At 59.2% G+C, this 18,544-nt stretch carries 13 protein-coding genes; 7 read left to right on the top strand and 6 right to left on the bottom strand.

The features are described from left to right. Positions 1 to 19: 19 nt before the first annotated feature. The 6 genes from M2366_RS10465 to ccoN form a co-directional block, all read right to left on the bottom strand. Entirely contained in the window at positions 20 to 2,392 is a 2,373-nt protein-coding gene (locus tag M2366_RS10465; protein WP_259269655.1) for a heavy metal translocating P-type ATPase, read from the bottom strand. Positions 2,393 to 2,394: 2 nt separating this feature from the next. After that, positions 2,395 to 2,883, bottom strand: a complete 489-nt coding sequence (locus M2366_RS10460; protein ID WP_042042441.1) for a FixH family protein — start codon at positions 2,881 to 2,883, stop codon at positions 2,395 to 2,397. Between the two features lie 122 nt (positions 2,884 to 3,005). Further along, on the bottom strand, positions 3,006 to 3,992 hold the full coding sequence (gene ccoP, locus M2366_RS10455) for a cytochrome-c oxidase, cbb3-type subunit III (protein ID WP_259269654.1): 987 nt from the start codon (positions 3,990 to 3,992) through the stop codon (positions 3,006 to 3,008). Then, a complete protein-coding gene (locus M2366_RS10450; protein ID WP_042042444.1) occupies positions 3,992 to 4,171 on the bottom strand; it encodes a CcoQ/FixQ family Cbb3-type cytochrome c oxidase assembly chaperone in 180 nt (59 codons plus the stop codon). The genes ccoP and M2366_RS10450 overlap by 1 nt, the downstream gene beginning before the upstream one ends. Positions 4,172 to 4,182: 11 nt before the next feature. Then, on the bottom strand, positions 4,183 to 4,797 hold the full coding sequence (ccoO, locus tag M2366_RS10445; RefSeq protein WP_042042446.1) for a cytochrome-c oxidase, cbb3-type subunit II: 615 nt from the start codon (positions 4,795 to 4,797) through the stop codon (positions 4,183 to 4,185). A 17-nt stretch (positions 4,798 to 4,814) separates the two neighbouring features. Continuing rightward, positions 4,815 to 6,239, bottom strand: coding sequence for a cytochrome-c oxidase, cbb3-type subunit I (gene ccoN / locus M2366_RS10440; protein WP_042042447.1), 1,425 nt, complete (start codon positions 6,237 to 6,239; stop codon positions 4,815 to 4,817). A gap of 289 nt (positions 6,240 to 6,528) precedes the next feature. Between ccoN and M2366_RS10435 the strand changes: the two genes are divergently transcribed. From M2366_RS10435 to M2366_RS10405, 7 genes are all read left to right on the top strand, one after another. Continuing rightward, on the top strand, positions 6,529 to 6,990 hold the full coding sequence (locus M2366_RS10435) for a hypothetical protein (protein WP_259269653.1): 462 nt from the start codon (positions 6,529 to 6,531) through the stop codon (positions 6,988 to 6,990). 85 nt (positions 6,991 to 7,075) lie between these two features. Then, entirely contained in the window at positions 7,076 to 7,534 is a 459-nt protein-coding gene (locus M2366_RS10430) for a GAF domain-containing protein (RefSeq protein WP_042042449.1), read from the top strand. A gap of 102 nt (positions 7,535 to 7,636) precedes the next feature. Next, positions 7,637 to 8,278, top strand: coding sequence for an RNA chaperone ProQ (gene proQ, locus M2366_RS10425; RefSeq protein ID WP_042042450.1), 642 nt, complete (start codon positions 7,637 to 7,639; stop codon positions 8,276 to 8,278). An 8-nt stretch (positions 8,279 to 8,286) separates the two neighbouring features. Beyond that, entirely contained in the window at positions 8,287 to 10,305 is a 2,019-nt protein-coding gene (gene prc, locus M2366_RS10420; protein WP_042042451.1) for a carboxy terminal-processing peptidase, read from the top strand. A 131-nt stretch (positions 10,306 to 10,436) separates the two neighbouring features. Next, on the top strand, positions 10,437 to 13,061 hold the full coding sequence (gene pepN, locus M2366_RS10415) for an aminopeptidase N (protein ID WP_259269652.1): 2,625 nt from the start codon (positions 10,437 to 10,439) through the stop codon (positions 13,059 to 13,061). Between the two features lie 106 nt (positions 13,062 to 13,167). Continuing rightward, a complete protein-coding gene (locus M2366_RS10410) occupies positions 13,168 to 13,389 on the top strand; it encodes a DUF2835 domain-containing protein (protein ID WP_259269651.1) in 222 nt (73 codons plus the stop codon). A gap of 272 nt (positions 13,390 to 13,661) precedes the next feature. Further along, a complete protein-coding gene (locus M2366_RS10405) occupies positions 13,662 to 18,503 on the top strand; it encodes an NAD-glutamate dehydrogenase (RefSeq protein ID WP_259269650.1) in 4,842 nt (1,613 codons plus the stop codon). Positions 18,504 to 18,544 lie beyond the last annotated feature (41 nt).

Below are 18,544 nucleotides of genomic sequence, written 5' to 3'. Positions count from 1 at the left end.
CTGCATGGGACCATATCTCTTACCGGTTCAGACGCATGGAGTTGGTGACCACAATGAGGGAGCTGAGTGACATCCCCGCCGCCGCCAGATAGGGGGGCAGCCAGCCGCTGGCCGCCAGGGGCAATACCAGCAGGTTGTAACCGATGGACCAGGCGAAGTTCTCCTTGATGATCCTGCGGGTTCGCAGCGCCAGGGTGCGGGCCTCCAGCAGGCGGGTGAGATCATCGGCCAACAGGATGGCATCGGCACTGTTTTTCGCCAGATCCGTGCCCCCCGCCATGGCAAAAGAGGCGTGCGCCCCGGCCAGCACGGGGGCGTCGTTGATGCCGTCCCCCACCATGATACTGATGTCACCCCTCGCTTCGCACGCCTTGAGATAAGCCAGCTTGCCATCCGGGGTCACGCCCTTCACCAGCTCGTCCACCCCCAGGGTACGAGCCACCTCGTCGGCCTGAGCGGAACCATCGCCGGTGAGTATGGTGGTCTTGAGCCCGGCGGCCTTGAAGGCCTGGATCAGGGCCAGGGCATCCGGGCGCAGGCTGTCTTCCAACAAGAAGCGGGCAAGGGGGCCCTTGTCATCGGCAAGATAGACGCTCAGGCCTGGCACCTCTTCATCCGGTGAAATACCAAGCCAGCGGGCGCTGCCGAGTCGATAGGGTTGCCCGGCAATGAGACCGGCGACGCCGTGGCCGATCACCGGCTGGATGTCGCGAGTGGCGAGCAGTACCTCTCCCGGGGCGCGAAAGGCGCGGGCGATGGGGTGTTCGGATTGGGACTCCAACGCCCGGGCGATGGCCAGGCAGTGAGCCTCATCCTGATTGCCAAGCAGCTGGATGGCGGCGAGGCGCACTTCCCCGGTGGTGAGGGTGCCTGTCTTGTCCATCACCACCCGGTTGGCCCGGGTCAGGATATCGAGCACATGGCCGCGGCGCAGCAATATGCCGGTGCGGGTGAGGTGGGCCGTGGCCGAGGTGAGCGCGGTCGGTGTGGCCAGCGACAAGGCGCAGGGGCAGGTGGCGACCAGGACCGCCAGGGCTATCCAGAAGGCCTGATCCGGTTGATGGAGGTGCCAGTAAGTCCAGACCAGCGCGGCAATGATCAGCAACACCAGGATGAAGTGGCGGGAGAGGGTATCGGCCAGCTCGGCGATGGCCGGTTTGTCGATGAGTGCCTCATCCTGCAGGCGCATGATCTGGGCGATACGAGACTGGGCGATGGGCTGATTGACCCGCACCAGCAGCGGGGCGTCGGTATTGATGGTGCCCGCATAGACGGTGTCGCCACGGCGCTTGCACAGGGGTAACTGCTCTCCGGTCAGCATGGCCTCGTTCACGTTGGCCTCTCCCTCGACGATGATGCCATCGCCGGGGAGGGTGGCACCGGCCAGCACCCGCACGCTGTCCCCTACCTTGAGGGTCTTGGCGGCCACCTCATGGTCGCCCTGCTCATCGACCAGGGTTGCCATGATGGGTACCAAACGTGCCAGGTTGGAGCTCGACTCCGAGGCCTTGCGCCTGGCCCGCAACTCGAGAAATCGGCCGAGCAGCAGGAAGAAGACGAACATGGTGATGGAGTCGTAATAGACCTCACCGGTGTTGAAGACGGTGGCCCAGATGGAGGCGACGAAGGCACCGATCAGCGCCAGGGATACCGACACATCCATGGAGAGCTGTCCTTGGCGCAGGCTGCGCCAGGCGCCCAGGTAAAATGGCTGGGCCGAATAGATCATGATAGGGGTGGAGAGCAGCAGGCTTATCCACTTGAAGTAGATCATGAACTCCTCTTCGACACTGATGAAGAGGTCCATATAGAGGGCCACGGCGCACATCATCACCTGCATGGATCCCAGACCTGCCAATCCCATGCGATAGAGGTAGCTCTTCACCTCGCGGGCATAGAGGGCTTCTTGTTGATGGGTCTGGAAGGGGTAGGCGCGATAGCCTATCCGGGCGAACCCCTTGAGGATGTCGCTCAGGGAGAGCTGCAAGGGATCCCACTTGATGCGGGCCCTGTGGGTGGTGCTGTTGACCACGATGTAGCTCAAGCCATTGAGTGTGTTGAGATGGCGTTCGATGAGCCAGGCACAGGCGGCGCAGCTGAGCCCTTCGACACTGAGCTGGATCTCCCGCAGCGTCCCGGAGTCGGTGACAAACTCCTGCTGCACCTCGGCCAAGTCATAGTGGCTGAGGGCGGCCAGTTCGGCGGGGATCAGCTCCCCCTTGGCGCCGGGGGCGGTGCGGTGTTCGTAATAACTGGCGAGGCCGCACTCCATGATGGTCTGGGCCACGGCCTGGCAGCCAGGGCAACACATGGGACGGAGAATGCCTTTTATCTCGAAGGCATACTGGCTGTTGGCAGGTACCGGCTCGCCACAGTGGAAACAGCCCGTCATGACTAGCGTCCCTTGGGATCGAGTTCGACCGGCGCTGCCAGGGGGAAATGTACCGTCTCTTGCAAGCGCCACTCATGGTCGAAGGCATCGACCCGGATATGCCACTTGCCGGTGAGGGGTTGGTCGAGGTGCAAGCGATAGACGCCGCTGGCATCGCTGGTGAGCAGATAGTCGCTGTCACGCCCCGCCAGAGTCGGGTGGAACAGAGAAAGGCGCAGGGCCTGATTGGGGACCAGATCGCCGCTCACCGGCTTGAGGGTCAGTTCGCTCTCCTGAAGGTTCAACGCGATGTGGACGTTGAGCGCCTCGGCACGGTCAAACTTGCTGAGATCCTGATTGATCTCTTTCCCTTGCTTGTAATAGTCCTCCGCCACCAGATTGACCCCATCCTTGCTGGCAATGATGGCGGTGGCAATACCGGCGACGACGACAGTGGCGGGAAGGGCGATGATGAACCAGGGCCAGAATTGGCGATACCAAGGTTGAGTCATAGTGCTACCGAAACCTATGATTAACGAAACTGAGGATTTTTAGACAAAACAAGATAACAAAAAGCCTCGAAGAGTCGAGGCTTTTTGCTGAGTAATCACGTGTTTATCACATGTTACTGCTGTTATTGCGCGCTTTCGCCAGTGTGGGACAAACCGTACACATAGGAGGCGAGCAGCTGCACCTTGTCTTCACCCAGGATATCTTTCCAGGCTGGCATCACGCCGTGACGACCATGGGTGATGGTCTCCTCGACGACCTGACGGGAACCGCCATAGAGCCAGGTGGTATTGGTGAGATCCGGGGCACCAAAGGCGGTGCCGCCCTTGGCATCCGGGCCGTGGCAGGCGGCGCACACCGCGAAGCGTGTCTCCCCTTTCTTGGCTTCCACCATGTCGACCTTGCGACCGGACAGGTTCAGCACATAGGAGGCCACCTCTTTGACGCCATCCTTGCCCAGGATATCTCCCCAGGCCGCCATGATGCCCTGACGGCCATTCATGATGGTGGTCTTGATGTCGGACGGCTTGCCGCCCCACTGCCATTCGGCATCGGTCAGGTTCGGGAAGCCGCGACCGCCGCGGGCATCCGAGCCATGGCACTGGGCGCAGTTTTGCAAGAAGAGGCGTTGACCAACCTTGCGAGCCTCAGGATCGGCGGCTATCTCCTCGATGGCTTTATAGGTCTTGCCATCGGCCTGATAGGCCAACTCCTTGAACTTGGCGCCGTAGACGGCATCCGCCTTGGCCAGCTCACGGTCATACTCGACCGCACTGCCATTGCTCTTGGCAGCCTCGGCGGCGGCCTTGCCCTCGGCCAGGGAGCGTATGTCCTGGTGGGAGCTCTGCCAGCCCAGCAGCCCCTTCCAGTTACCCAGCCCCGGGAAGGCGAGCAGGTAGAGCAGCCCAATCACTATCATGAAGAGGAACATGTAGGTCCACCATTTGGGCAGTGGGTTGTTCAGCTCTTCGATGCCGTCGAAGGCGTGGCCCATGGACTGGCCCTCTTCGACACCCATCTTGTCATTGCGACACCACATGAGCAGCAAGAAGCAGCCCACTATGGTACCCAGTGACACCAAGGTCACAAAAATGCTTAACAGAGTGCTCATTATTGCTTCGCTCCTGCGTTCTTGTTATCAGCACTGGGTTGCTCGTCGTCGGCAAAAACCAGGTTGGCGGCCTCGTCAAAGGAGGCTTTGCGGCGCTTGCTGTAAGCCCAGCCGATGATGCCAAACATCATCAGCATCAGCAGCAGGGTGTAGAGTCCGCGAAAAGTGCCGTAATCCATTTCCATACTCCTTATTTCAAGGCATGGCCCAGTGATTGCAGATAGGCGATCAGGGCATCGAGCTCACTCTTGCCTTTCACCGCGTCCTTGGCTCCCTCGATGTCTGCATCCGTATAGGGCACACCGAAGTGATCCCGGAACAGCGCCAGCTTCTTGCCGGTCAGTTCGCCGCTCAAGACATTGGTTTCAAGCCAGGGGAAACTCGGCATGTTGGACTCGGGGACCACGTCGCGCGGGTTGATCAGGTGAGCGCGGTGCCAGTCATCGGAGTAACGACCGCCGACCCGGGCCAGATCCGGGCCGGTACGCTTGGAGCCCCACAGGAAGGGGTGCTCCCAGACGCTCTCTCCGGCGACCGAGTAGTGACCGTAACGCTCGGTCTCGGCGCGGAACGGGCGGATCATCTGGCTGTGACAGACGGTACAGCCTTCGCGGATGTAAATATCACGACCTTCCATCTGCAGGGCGGTGTAGGCCTTGAGGCCCTCCACCGGCTCATTGGTCTGCTTCTGGAAGAACAGCGGCGTGATCTCGACCAGGCCTCCCAGGCTGATGGCAAAGATGATGCCTATCACCAGCATGGGGACGCTTTTCTCAAAGATTTCGTGACGATTATTATTGCTCATGCTTTAACCCCTTCAGATCAGGCTGGCTGCGCGATGGGTTCGAGGGAACCCTTGGGCGCAGTAATGGTGCGATAGGCGTTGTAGGCCATCAGCAGCATACCGGTGACGAAGAAACAGCCACCCAGGAAGCGCACGAAGTAGAAGGGATAGGAAGCCTGCAGTGCCTCCACGAAGCTGTAGGTCAAGGTGCCGTCATCGTTGACCGCACGCCACATCAGGCCCTGCATCACGCCGGAAATCCACATGGCGACGATGTAGAGCACGGTGCCGACGGTGGCCAGCCAGAAGTGGATGTTGATCAGGCGCACGCTGTACATCCGCCCCTGGTCGAACAGGTTCGGGATCAGGTGGTAGACGGCACCGATGGAGATCATGGCAACCCAGCCCAGGGCGCCGGAGTGGACGTGGCCTATGGTCCAGTCGGTGTAGTGGGAGAGGGCATTGACGGTCTTGATGGCCATCATGGGGCCTTCGAAGGTGGACATGCCGTAGAACGACAGCGAGACGATCAGGAAACGCAGCACCGGATCGTAACGCAGTTTATGCCAGGCGCCGGACAGGGTCATGATGCCGTTGATCATGCCGCCCCAGGAGGGCACGAACAGGATGAGGGACATTACCATCCCCAATGACTGTGCCCAGTCAGGCAGCGCCGTGTAGTGCAGGTGGTGCGGACCGGCCCAGATGTAGAGGGAGATCAGCGCCCAGAAGTGCACGATGGAGAGGCGGTAGGAGTAGACCGGACGACCGGCCTGCTTGGGCACGAAGTAGTACATCATCCCCAGGAATCCGGCGGTGAGCAGGAAGCCGACCGCGTTATGGCCATACCACCACTGCACCATGGCATCGGTGGCGCCCGAGTAGACGGAGTAGGACTTCATTCCGCTGACCGGGATCTCCAGGTTGTTGACGATGTGCAGCACGGCCACCGTGATGATGAAGGCGCCGAAGAACCAATTCGCCACATAGATGTGGGAGGTGGTGCGCTTCATCAGGGTGCCAAAGAAGACGATGGCGTAAGAGACCCAGACCACGGCGATGGCGATGTCGATGGGCCACTCCAGTTCGGCGTACTCTTTCGAGCTGGTGTAGCCCATGGGCAGGGAGATGGCAGCGGCGATGATGATGGCTTGCCAACCCCAGAACACGAAGCCGACCAAGGGGCCACCAAATAGCCGGGTCTGGCAGGTGCGCTGTGCCACATAGAAGGAGGTCGCCATCAGGGCGCTACAACCGAAGGCGAAGATGACCGCGTTGGTGTGCAGGGGGCGAAGGCGGCTGTAGGTCAGCCAGGGGGTATCGAAGTTGAGGGCAGGCCAGATAAGTTGGGCTGCAATCAGTACCCCTACCGACATGCCGACAATTCCCCAGACAATAGTCATGACGGTGAACTGACGGACAACCTTGTAGTTGTACTCAGGGTGGTTTGTTGTATGGCTCATCGTTGTATTCCGCTTCCGATGCTGCTGTTGTTTGATTTTTGTCCTGTGACAAGGACTGACAACTAAATTCATCAGCGACTGCCTTCCGGTTGTTAATGTCTGTTAACGAAAGGAAAAGCAAAAAGTAGCTAAATGAAAAATTCGATGGGAATGATACTGAACCGGCAGGTAAAATAACAGTATAAACAGTGATATATTTGGCTCCGCCCGGAGTCGCATCGTGTCGTTTTTACCATGAGTAAGATCACGAAAATGGCATTTAAAAGTTAGCTTACAAGGTTGTTTTTTAATGAAAGAGAGACTGACTTCACGCAAATTTGCTCATCTACTCATAGTGATGACCATTTTGCTGGGGCTGATGGCCTATCGCACCTGGTTTGATGGGGCGCCAGCCGCCTCGGACAGCCAGAAAAATGATCAGATCTGTGATCTGTCCCACAGCCTCTGCCGCGCCACCATCGCCGATTCGTCGCTGACAGTGTCACTTGAGGATCAACCCATTCGCCCCGAACATGACTTCCAGTTGCAACTCAGTGGGGTGGCTTCGGGGGTGACACCCATCAAAAGCTGGCTGGAGGGGCAGGAGATGTTCATGGGCCGCATCCCGGTGTTGTTCAGCCAGCAAGGGGAGGGGCAGTGGCAGGCCAACACGCAGGTGGGGGCCTGCACCAGCCACCGCATGGTGTGGCTGCTTACCATTGAATGGAGCAATGGCCAGCGCCAGCAGATGGCGCTCTCGGTGACCCGTTAGGGGGAGCCGTCGCAAATTTAATTTGAATTTTTCAGGCAGGGCGGTACCTTGCTCTGATTATTAAGGGAATCAAGACCATTTCATCATGATTGAAAAACAAAACTTTTATCGACTGCTCAACCAGCAGGCCCAGGCACTGCTGGAAGGGGAGCCGGATCTTGTCGCCACCCTCGCCAACCTCAGCGCCCTGCTCAATCAGGAACTGACCGAGATCAACTGGGTCGGTTTTTACCTGTTGCAGGGAGAGACCCTGGTACTGGGGCCCTTTCAGGGCAAGCCCGCCTGTGTGCGGATCCCGGTTGGCCGCGGGGTCTGTGGCACTGCGGTGGCAACAGGCGAGACACAGCTCATCGATGATGTTCATCAATTCGAAGGGCACATTGCCTGCGATGGGGCCAGCAATTCGGAGATAGTGATCCCGCTGCGTCGTGAGGGTGTCATCATCGGGGTATTGGATATTGACAGTCCCGTTTTCAACCGTTTTGACCAAATTGACCGGCTTGGACTGGAAGAAACGGTCAAAATATTGGAACGCCTGCTGTAAGTTAAGTGCGAGATGGTTCGCAAAAGGTCCCAAGCTCTCTATAATGGGGCCTTTGTTGTGCCCGGGGTTGCCCGTGCGTTTATATGAAAGCCAAGGTTATACATGGAAAACACTGAAAAGCTGAAGAACAGTAAAGAGATCGTCGCCTACCTGGTCGAGAAATTCCCGGCCTGCTTCATCGCAGAAGGAGAGGCCAAGCCACTCAAGATTGGCATCTTCCAGGATCTGGCAGCGCGTCTTGCTGACGACGAGAGGGTCTCCAAGACCATGCTGCGCTCTGCTCTGCGTCAATACACTTCCAGCTGGCGTTACCTGCACGGCCTCAAAGCTGGCCAGGCTCGCGTCGACCTCGATGGTAACCCGGGCGAATTGTTGACCGAAGAGCATATCGAGCACGCCAAGCAAGCGCTGAAAGAGAGCAAAGACAAAGTCTTCGCCAGCCGTCGTGCCAAAGACGACAAGAAAGAGCCAACCGGCGAGGCCAAGGCCGATGCCAAGCGCGAAGATAAACCCAAGAAGCCTCGTCGTCCTGCTCCGCGCAAGACCGAGACCGCACCTGCCGCTGCTCCTAAGCAGTATCGTCAGGCCGAGGCGGGTGAGCTGAAAGTTGAGCAAACCGTCAATGTGGTACTGGGTAAGTCTCCTGTCCCGGCGACCATCAAGGAAATTACCAAGGATGATGTGCAGGTTCAGCTGCAGACCGGCATGATGCTGCGCGTCAAATTCGAGCATCTGGTTCTCTAAGGAGACAAATGTTGAAGCATGGCGTAATTCGTTTCTCCCTCGTCGCCTGTAGCCTGGCTATTGCCGGGCTTGCACAGGCCATCGAGCCGGTGCTCAAGGAAAGTGATTTGCCTGTGTTGGCTCAAGAGAGCCAACATGCTACGGCTAGCAAGCGAATTGCCAATCTGTTTACTCGCTCCCACTACAAGCAGTTCAAGCTGGATGATGCCTTCTCGGAAGTTGTCTTTGACAAATATCTGGAGAATCTGGATTTCAGTCGCAACCTGTTCTTGGCTTCTGATATTCGCCGGTTTGACAAATACCGCGACGGCTTCGATACCGATCTGGAGCGTGGTCGTCTGGCGCCCGCCTACGACATGTTCAATCTCGGTCAGCAGCGGCGCTATGAGCGGTTCGAATACGCCCTCAAACTGCTCGATACCCCCTTCGATTTCACCCAGAAAGATGAATACATCTTTGACCGGGAAGGGGCGCCCTGGCCCAAGGATGAAGCCGAGCTCAATGAGCTGTGGCGTCAGCGGGTCAAGTTCGATGCCCTGAGCCTCAAGCTCAGCGGCAAGGAGTGGCCCGAGATCAAGGAGCTGCTTGGCAAGCGTTACAACAACGCCATCAAGCGGATGTCCCAGACCGAGAGCGAGGACGTGTTCCAGCTGTTCATGAACTCCTTCTCCCGCGCCATCGAGCCTCACACCAGTTATCTCTCCCCGCGCAACGCCGATCGCTTCAACACCGAGATGAACCTCTCGCTGGAAGGCATTGGTGCCGTGTTACAGGCGGACGATGACTTCACGGTGATCCGTTCCCTGGTCCCGGGTGGTCCGGCCGCCAAGTCCAACAACCTCAAGCCCGATGACAAAATCGTCGGTGTGGGTCAGGAAGATGGCAAGGTGGTCGATGTGATTGGCTGGCGTCTCGATGACGTGGTCGAACTCATCAAGGGTCCCAAGGGGAGCAAGGTGCGCCTCGAGATCCAGCGTGGCAAGGGTGCCAGCGTCAAGACAGAGCAGGTCGAGCTGACCCGGGACAAGGTGCGTCTGGAAGACAGGGCCGCCAAGTCCAAGGTGATCAAGGCCGAGGGCAAGAAGATAGGGGTACTCGAGATCCCGAGCTTCTATGTCAACCTGCACGATGATGTCATCAAGGAGCTGGCCAGCCTCAACAAGCAGAAAGTGGACGGCCTGGTGGTGGATCTGCGCAGCAACGGCGGCGGTGCCCTCACCGAAGCCTCTGCCCTGAGCGGTCTCTTCTTCGCCAGCGGTCCCGTGGTACAGATCCGCGATCACATGGGTCGCATCTCGGTCAATGGCGATGATGATGGTCAAGTCTACTACGGCGGCCCCATGTCGGTGCTGATCGACAGGTACAGTGCCTCGGCCTCCGAGATCTTTGCCGCTGCCATGCAAGATTACGGCCGTGCTCTGATCCTGGGGGAGAACTCGTTCGGCAAGGGCACTGTGCAGCAGCATCGCAGCCTGGCCAAGGTGTATGACTTCTACGATCATCCCCTGGGTCACGTGCAGTACACCATCGCCAAGTTCTACCGTATCGATGGCGGCAGCACCCAGAACAAGGGGGTGGCTCCGGACATCAGCTTCCCGACCCCGGTCACCCCGGAAGAGACGGGGGAGAGCCGTGAGTTCCACGCCCTGCCTTGGGACAAGATAGCCTCGGCGGACTACCAGAAGATAGGTAGCTTCACCAGCTTGTTGCCCAAGCTGGCGGCGGCACACCAGGCGCGGATCGAGACAGATCCGGAGTTCGCCTACGTGTTGCAGGACATCAAGGAGTATCGCGCCGAGAAGGACAAGAAATCCCTCTCCCTGAACGAAGCGGATCGCCGCGCCGAGCAGGACAAGCAAGATGCACTGGCCTTGTTGCGGGCCAACGAGCGCCTGGCGCGGATGGGCAAGCCTGCCATCAAGAGCCTGGACGAGTTGCCCACCGATTTTGAGGCGCCGGATGAGTTCTTGCTTGAGTCTGCCAATATCACGGCAGACCTGGTCAAGATGGAGCCAAAACGCGGTTAGTGACCCATAGCTATAACGAAAAGGGCGACATCACAGTCGCCCTTTTTCTTGCCTGAATGTAAACCATTTGACCCAAGGATGGGCTTGTGACAGCCTCGTTACGCCCATAACAAGCGTGGAAGCACATAATAATGACCGATCACCATCAGGCCATGACGGCCAAATATCGCCAGGATTATCAAGCCCCTCTCTATTGGATCGACAGCATAGATCTCGACTTTCAGCTCGAGGAACCCCTGTGCCGGGTCACCGCCATTTCCCGAGTCCGCCGCAACGGCGAGCACAATGAAGCCCTGATCCTGGATGGCGAAAATCTGCATCTGGTGAGCATCAGCATCGACGGGGTAACCTGTGAGCAGTATGAGCTGACCGACAACCAGCTGCGGCTCAGCAACCTGCCCGCCGAGTGCGTGTTGACCATAGTCACCGACCTGGATGCCGCCGCCAACACGGCCCTCGAGGGACTCTACAAGTCTGGTGATGCCTATTGCACCCAGTGTGAGGCGGAGGGCTTCCGTCGCATCACCTATTACCTGGACAGGCCCGACATCCTGGCCCGCTACAGCACCCGCATCACCGCCGATAAGGCGAAATTCCCTTATCTGCTCTCCAACGGCAACAAGGTGGCGAGCGGCAATCTGGATGGCGGCCGCCACTTCGTGCAGTGGCAGGATCCCTTCCCCAAACCCAGCTACCTGTTTGCCCTGGTGGCCGGTGACTTCGACGTGCAGCGCGATCACTTCGTGACCATGAGCGGGCGCGAGGTGGCCCTCGAGATCTTCGTCGACAAGGGCAACCTGGACCGCGCCGGTTTTGCCATGGAGAGCCTCATCAACTCCATGCGCTGGGACGAGCAGCGCTTCGGCCTCGAATACGACCTCGACATCTATATGATCGTCGCGGTGGATTTCTTCAACATGGGCGCCATGGAGAACAAGGGACTCAACGTTTTCAACTCCAAGTTCGTGCTGGCCAATCCGCAGACCGCGACCGACAGCGACTATCACGGTATCGAGCGGGTCATTGGGCACGAATACTTCCATAACTGGACGGGCAACAGAGTCACCTGCCGCGACTGGTTCCAGCTCAGCCTCAAAGAGGGGCTGACGGTGTTCCGGGATCAGGAGTTCTCCTCGGATCTGGGCTCGCGCGGTGTCAACCGCATCAACAACGTGCGCACCGTACGTGGACCCCAGTTTGCCGAAGATGCCGGCCCCATGGCCCACCCGATCCGCCCGGATGTGGTGATCGAGATGAACAACTTCTACACCCTGACCGTCTACGAGAAGGGCTCGGAAGTGATCCGCATGCTGCATGTCTTGTTGGGGGAAGCTGCCTTCCAGGCTGGCATGGGCCTCTACTTCGAGCGTCACGACGGCTCGGCCGCCACCTGCGACGACTTCGTGCAGGCGATGGAGGATGCCTCCGGGGTCGATTTGACCCGTTTCCGCCGCTGGTACAGTCAGTCCGGCACCCCTGAGCTGACAGTCCGTGACGACTATGATGCCGCCACCGGCGTCTATCGCCTCCATGTCAGCCAGCACACGCCGCCGACTCAGGATCAACCCCAGAAGCTGCCGCTGCACATCCCCCTCGATATCGAGTTGTATGATGCCGAGGGTGCGGTGATCCCGCTGCAGAACCGGGGCAAGGCCATCGGCAGCGTGCTCGACGTGCTGGAAGCGGAGCAGACCTTCGCCTTCGATCGGGTGCCTGCCAAACCCGTGATCTCCCTGCTGCGGGACTTCTCCGCGCCGGTCAAGCTGCACTATGACTACAGCGACAGGGATCTTGCCTTCCTGATGCGCCACGCCCGCAACGAGTTTGCCCGCTGGGATGCCGCCCAGATGCTGATCAACAAGGCGGTGATCGCCAATGTGGCCGCGCATCAGCTGGGGAAAGAGGTGACGCTGTCATCGGATCTGGTTGCTGCCTTCGTGGCCATCCTGGACGAAGCCGGGCTGGATCCCGCCCTCAAGGCCGAGATCCTGGCCCTGCCGGGCGAGGCTACTCTGGCCGAGCTGTTCGAGGTGGCCGACATCGACGCCATTCATGCCGTGCGGGGTGCCATAGGCACAGCCCTGGCCCAGGCATTTGGTGATCGCCTGCTCGCCAGCTATCAGAGCCTGCTGCTCGATGGCTATCGGGTGGTCCACGATGACATGGCCAAACGGGCCCTCAAGGGGGTAGTGCTGGGTTATCTGGCGCGTCTGGATGACGAGTTGACCGATCGGCTGGTGCGTCAGCAATACCAGGGGGCGGACAACATGACCGACACCCTGACCGCCCTGCAGATTGCCAACCAGCATCTGCTGCCATGCCGGGCCGCACTGCTGGCCGATTTTGAAGGCAAGTGGGCCAAAGATGGCCTGGTGCTGGACAACTGGTTGCGTCTGGTCGGTGCCAAGCCCGCCGCCGATGTACTCGGCGAGATCAGGCAGGCCATGGCCCACCCGACGTTCAGCATTCGCAACCCCAATCGACTGCGGGCGCTGATCGGCAGTTTTGCCATGGGCAACCAGGTGCAGTTCCATGCCAGAGATGGCGCGGGTTACCGTTTCCTGACCGACATCTTGATTGAGCTCAACAGCATCAATCCCCAGGTGGCCTCGCGCCTCATCACCCCGCTTATCCAGTTCAAGCGACTGGATGAGGAGCGCAAGCGCCTGATCCGTACCGAACTGCTGCGGTTGCAGGCCTTGCCCGACTTGGCCCGGGATCTCTACGAGAAGGTGGCCAAGGCGCTGGCCCAGTAAGTCGTTGCTAAGAAAAACAGGGCCGGGCGCATGTCCGGCCCTGTTGTTTGTCGTGAATCAGCCTCCAGACGAGGCGAACTGAACTGTGGTAGAGGAGGGCAAGGGTATGAAGCAATTCACCTTCGGATTACATCTGTCGCGAGACGAGATACTGCTGATGTATCAGGGCCATGCCCGGCGTCTGGTGGTGCGCTCTGATCAGGGACTGACGCTGGAACTGGGACTGGATAAAATCCGCCCTTTCGTCGGGCTGGAAGGGGTTCATGGTCGTTTCTTGCTCAAGACTCAGGACGATCATCGCTTTATCGGCCTGGAACGCATAAATTAACAAAAACCAAACAGTAAACCGCGTAATTATCTGCTTAAAGTCACTAACTATCAGGTTAAAACGCATTTTATCAGTGGTATTTTCTGTTTTTTAAGCAGATGGCAAAATTTATGACAGCTTGAGCCGTGATCTGCCGCTAGTTTTTAACATTCCATTATCAGCTTTGCTCGCCTTCCGGGATCCGACCCATTACACTTCGCACAACTCTGTACCAGTGGGCATCCAGGGTGGATGTCTCTGTCGGTGATGTCGGTCCGATAAGGAATATAGCAATGGCATTGAAAGACGCCCCTACCTCAGTTCTGCTCGAAAACGTTCTCAACCTGATCCATCAAAAACTGCCTCAGAAGAGTGCCCCCCTGGTCGAGCGCTTCGTTGCCAAGTTCTACGGCAACATGGCGAGCGATGATCTGCATGATCGCAATGACAGCGATCTGTATGGCGCCGCCTTGAGCCTGTGGAATGCCCTCAACCAGCGGGACAGCACGGCGCCCTATATCCGGGTCTACAACCCGGAGCTGACCCGTCATGGCTGGCAGTCGCCGCACACCATAGTCGAAGTTATTTTGCAGGACTCCCCCTTCCTGGTGGACTCCATCCGCATGACCCTCAAGCGTCTCAACATCACGGCGCACATGATGCTGCATCAACCTCTGCACCTTATTCGCAGCAAGGATGGCAAGATAGAGGCCATTCTGGATCTGGATCAGACGGCGCAGCAGACATCGGCCGAGACCGCCTTCCTCATCGAGATAGATCACCTGACCTCGGATGAACAGATGGCCGCCCTGGCCGCCGAACTCGATTCGGTCGCGGGGGAGGTGGCGTTGGCGGTAGGTGACTGGCAGCCCATGCTGGCGCGCCTCAACGAGATCATCGAGGATCTGCCAAAACGCAACAGTCCGGTAAGCAAGGAAGAGGTGGAGTCCACGGTTTCCTTCCTCAAATGGGTAGCTGCCCACAACTTCACCCTGATGGGTTACCGCCGTTATGACGTCAAGGCGATAGAGGGGGATCACGAGATCCTGCCCCAGCCCGATTCGAGCCTTGGCCTGATGAAGAACTCCATCAAGGACGAGGGCCAGCGTCTGGGCACCATGCCCGCCAGTGCCCGTCATGCGGCCCTCTCCAATCATCTGCTGATCCTGACCAAGTCCAACAGCAAATCCCGGGTGCATCGCCCGGCCTACGTGGATTACATCGGTATCAAACGCTTCGATGAACATGGCAAGGTGATAGGCGAAGATCGCTTCATCGGTCTCTACGCCTCTTCCATCTACAACACCAGCGCCACCCAGATCCCCCTTATCAGCCATCGCCTCGAGCGCATCATGGTGGCCTCTGGCCATGAGAAGGGTTCCCACGCTTACAAGGCACTGCTCAATGTGCTGGAAACCTATCCCCGTGATGAGCTGATCCAGGCCAGGGAAGAGGAGCTGCTCGCCACCGGTCTCGGGGTGTTGGCCATGCAGGAGCGCGACATGCTGCGCCTGTTCGTGCGCCGTGACGTCTATGGCCGCTTCTTCTCCTGCATGGTCTATGTCACCAAGGAGCGCTACAACACGGCGCTGCGCGTCAAGACCCAGCAGATCCTGCAACAGCATTTCGGCAGCAACGAAGAGGTGGAGTTCAATGTCTACTTCTCCGAAGGCGTGCTGGCCCGGACCCATTACATAGTTCGAGTGAACAATAACAACGTGGATGTGGACGTGAACCAAGTGCAGAACAACCTGATTGAAGCCGCCCGCAGCTGGGACGATCGCCTGGATTCGGTGCTGCTTGCCCACTATGGCGAGGCCCAGGGCAATGAGCTGAGCCGCCGCTTCAACGATGCCTTCCCCCGTGCTTACAAAGAAGATGTGCTGCCGGGCTCCGCCGTGGCCGACATCATCGCCCTGGAGAACCTGAGCGAAGCCGAGCCCCTTGGCATGCTGTTCTACCGTGCTCAGGAAGAGGAGAACGATCGCCGGGTGCGCCTCAAGCTGTTCCACCGCACCGAGCCGATCCACTTGTCCGATGTCTTGCCCATGCTGGAAAACATGGGGCTGAGGGTCATTGGCGAAACCCCCTATGAGGTCAAGACCCCCAATGGCGAAGTGTTCTGGATCCTCGACTTCTCCATGCTGCTGCGTGGCGATCAGCCCTTCAGCCTGGCCAAGAGCCAGCAGCGCTTCCAGCAGGCCTTCGCCAGCGTCTGGAACAAGGCCCTGGAAGATGATGGTTTCAACCGCCTGGTGCTGGGCGCCAGCCTCACCGGTCGTCAGGTCTCGGTGCTGCGCGCCTATGCCAAGTACATGCGCCAGACCGGCGTCTCCTTCAGCCAGTCCTATATCGAAGAGACCCTGACCCGTTATCCCGAGCTGGCCCAGCTGCTGTTCTCTCTGTTCGAGGCTCGCCTCGATCCGGCACTGAACCAGGATGGCGCGGCGCTGCAGACGCTGCACGACACCCTGACGGCCAAGCTGGATCTGGTGGCGAACCTGGACGATGACCGCATCATCCGCCGTTACATGGAGATGATAGAGGCGACCCTGCGCACCAACTATTATCAGCCGGACGCGCAAGGCAACATCAAGCCCTATATCTCCTTCAAGCTGGCGCCATCCGGTATCAGCGACATGCCACAGCCTCTGCCCAAGTTCGAGATCTTCGTCTACTCGCCGCGGGTGGAAGGGGTGCATCTGCGCTGGGGCAAGGTGGCCCGGGGCGGGCTGCGCTGGTCCGATCGCAAGGAAGATTTCCGCACCGAAGTGCTGGGTCTGGTCAAGGCGCAGCAGGTGAAGAACACCGTCATAGTGCCAGTCGGCGCCAAGGGCGGCTTCTACTGCAAGCAGATGCCGGTGGGCGCCGCCCGCGCCGTCATTCAGGAGGAGGGCAAGGCCTGCTATCGCCTGTTTATCCGCGGCCTGCTCGATGTCACCGACAACATCCTCCAGGGGGAGGTGATCCCGCCCAAACAGGTGGTACGCCACGACGAGGATGACTACTACCTGGTGGTCGCGGCCGACAAGGGCACCGCCACCTTCTCCGACATCGCCAACGAGATCAGCCATGAATATGGTCACTGGCTCGGCGATGCCTTCGCCTCCGGCGGTTCGGTCGGTTATGACCACAAGAAGATGGGCATCACGGCGCGGGGCGCCTGGGAGTCGGTCAAGCGCCACTTCCGTGAGCTTGAGATCAACTGCCAGACCACCGACTTCAGCTGCGTGGGCATAGGCGACATGGCCGGTGACGTGTTTGGCAACGGCATGCTGCTCTCCGAGCACACCTTGCTGGTCGGCGCCTTCAACCACATGCACATCTTCATCGACCCGACCCCGGATGCGGCCAGCACCTTCGCCGAGCGCAAGCGTCTGTTCGAGCTGCCGGGTTCGAGCTGGGATGACTACAACCGTGAGCTTATCTCCGTAGGGGGCGGCATCTTCCTGCGCTCGGCCAAGTCCATCAAGCTGAGTCCGCAAATTCAGACCCTGCTTGGCACCGACAAGGCCAGCATGGCGCCAAACGAGCTGATCAAGGCACTGCTCTGCCTGAACGTGGACTTGCTCTGGAATGGCGGCATCGGCACCTACGTCAAGAGCCACAAAGAGAGCGATGGCGAGGTGGGCGATCGCAGCAACGATGCCCTGCGCGTCAATGGTCGCGACCTGCGTGCCCGTATCGTCGGTGAGGGCGGTAACCTGGGCTTCACGCAGCTGGGTCGTATCGAATACGCCAGTCAGGGCGGCCACATCAACACCGATTTTACCGACAACGTGGGCGGGGTGGATTGCTCCGACAACGAGGTCAACATCAAGATACTGCTCAACCAGCTGGTGGCGGCAGGGGATCTGACCCTCAAGCAGCGCAACCAGATGCTCTACGAGATGACGGATGCGGTGGCCGATATCGTGTTGACCAACGCCTATCGTCAATCCCAGTCCATCTCGGTTACCAGTTACCGCGCGGCGGATCAGCTCAAAGAGCAGCAGCGTTTCATCCAGGGGCTGGAGCGTGAAGGCAAGCTGGACAGGGCGCTGGAGTTCCTGCCATCGGATGAGGAGTTGTCCGAGCGCATGGCGGCAGGGCAGGGGTTGACCCGCCCCGAATTGGCGGTGCTGGTGGCTTACGGCAAGATGGTGCTCAAGGAGCAGCTCAACTGCCCCGAGATCACCGATGAGCCCTTCCTGGCTCGCATGCTGGTCACCAGCTTCCCCGAGCAGTTGCAGCAGCGCTTCGGCGAGGCCCTGGCCCAGCATCCGCTGCGCGGCGAGATCATCGCCACCCGCGTGGCCAACATGCTGGTCAACGACATGGGGCTCAACTTTGCGACCCGGATGAAGGATGAGACCGGCGCCTCGGTGGCCGAAGTGGCCGCCTGCTTCGCCATGGCCCGCGAAGTGTTCGGTTTCGACCCCCTGTGGCGGGACATCGAATCCCTGGATAACCAGGTGAGTGCCGAGACTCAGCTCGAGTTGATGTTTGCCAGTCGCCGCATCGTGCGCCGCGCCACCCGCTGGTTCCTGCGTGCCCGCAACCGCAGCTGGAGCATCAGCGAAAACATCGCCTTCTTCCGTCCCGCCTTCGAGACCCTGGGCGAGCACCTCTACGAGGTGATGGAGGAGAGCGAAGTGGCCGAGCATCGCCAAGCCGTCGAAACCCTGGTGGCCAAACAGGTGCCTGAACATATCGCCCGTCAGGTCGCCCACATGAGCAGCCTCTTCTCTTCGCTGGATCTGGCTCAGATTGCGGCGGATCAGCACAGCGACATACTGCGTGTGGCCAATGTGTACTATCGGCTCGGTGCCAAGCTGGACCTGCACTGGTTCCTGGAGCAGGTCAACCATCAGCCGGTGGGCAACCACTGGCAGGCGATGGCCAGAGCCTCCTTCCGCGAGGATCTGGACTGGCAGCAACGCAGTCTCACCTCAGTGGTATTGGAAGGGTGCAAAGATCAGGGAGAATGCGATACCATACTGGCCAACTGGATTGCGGAGCATGAGCAACTCTTGTCCCGTTGGACCCATATGTTGGCCGACTTCAAGACCACCAGTACTCACGAGTTCGCCAAGTTCTCGGTGGCCTTGCGGGAGTTGAACCTGCTCCAGTTGAATTGCCGAGCATCGGCATAACCATGAAAGCCCCGGCCAGTTGCCGGGGCTTTTTTTAAGGA

Source organism: Aeromonas sp. BIGb0405 (assembly GCF_024807335.1).
GTDB classification, from domain to species: Bacteria; Pseudomonadota; Gammaproteobacteria; order Enterobacterales; family Aeromonadaceae; genus Aeromonas; species Aeromonas rivuli.
Note: the sequence above shows the minus strand (reverse complement) of the source record. Positions and strands in the feature narration are given on the sequence as shown.

Coding starts and splice junctions, on each gene's coding strand:
- proQ (WP_042042450.1), top strand. CDS start 7,637: ATGGAAAACACTGAAAAGCTGAAGAACAGTAAAGAGATCGTCGCCTAC.
- prc (WP_042042451.1), top strand. CDS start 8,287: ATGTTGAAGCATGGCGTAATTCGTTTCTCCCTCGTCGCCTGTAGCCTG.
- pepN (WP_259269652.1), top strand. CDS start 10,437: ATGACCGATCACCATCAGGCCATGACGGCCAAATATCGCCAGGATTAT.
- ccoP (WP_259269654.1), bottom strand. CDS start 3,992: ATGAGCACTCTGTTAAGCATTTTTGTGACCTTGGTGTCACTGGGTACC.
- ccoO (WP_042042446.1), bottom strand. CDS start 4,797: ATGAGCAATAATAATCGTCACGAAATCTTTGAGAAAAGCGTCCCCATG.
- M2366_RS10465 (WP_259269655.1), bottom strand. CDS start 2,392: ATGACGGGCTGTTTCCACTGTGGCGAGCCGGTACCTGCCAACAGCCAG.
- M2366_RS10435 (WP_259269653.1), top strand. CDS start 6,529: ATGAAAGAGAGACTGACTTCACGCAAATTTGCTCATCTACTCATAGTG.
- M2366_RS10405 (WP_259269650.1), top strand. CDS start 13,662: ATGGCATTGAAAGACGCCCCTACCTCAGTTCTGCTCGAAAACGTTCTC.
- M2366_RS10410 (WP_259269651.1), top strand. CDS start 13,168: ATGAAGCAATTCACCTTCGGATTACATCTGTCGCGAGACGAGATACTG.
- M2366_RS10450 (WP_042042444.1), bottom strand. CDS start 4,171: ATGGATTACGGCACTTTTCGCGGACTCTACACCCTGCTGCTGATGCTG.
- ccoN (WP_042042447.1), bottom strand. CDS start 6,239: ATGAGCCATACAACAAACCACCCTGAGTACAACTACAAGGTTGTCCGT.
- M2366_RS10460 (WP_042042441.1), bottom strand. CDS start 2,883: ATGACTCAACCTTGGTATCGCCAATTCTGGCCCTGGTTCATCATCGCC.
- M2366_RS10430 (WP_042042449.1), top strand. CDS start 7,076: ATGATTGAAAAACAAAACTTTTATCGACTGCTCAACCAGCAGGCCCAG.